The organism is Psychrobacter sp. TB20-MNA-CIBAN-0197 (genome assembly GCF_040309765.1).
Lineage (GTDB): Bacteria > Pseudomonadota > Gammaproteobacteria > Pseudomonadales > Moraxellaceae > Psychrobacter > Psychrobacter submarinus.
The window spans coordinates 1-230 of record NZ_JBEOPC010001510.1; the positions used below are offsets into that span (position 1 = coordinate 1).

General features: G+C 33.9%; 1 protein-coding gene. It reads left to right on the forward strand.

Annotated features, from left to right (window positions below):
* Window positions 1-230, forward strand: a 230-nt coding sequence (locus tag AAEY83_RS19020) for an Hsp33 family molecular chaperone HslO (protein WP_351061837.1), incomplete at both ends; no start/stop codon positions are given.

Genomic DNA, 230 nt, shown 5'->3' on the forward strand with positions numbered 1-230 from the left:
GGTCTATTTTTACAAGTGCTTCCAGTTGATAAACAAAAATCAATTGAAGACTTTGCACACCTAGAAGCATTAAGTAACACGATTAAAAATGAAGAGTTGTTACACTTGGATGCGAACACAGTTCTTACACGTCTTTATCACGAAGATAATCCTCGCGTATTTGAACCTCAAGCTATTAAATTCAAATGTGGTTGTAGTCGTGATAAAACAATTACTGCACTAGTTAATAT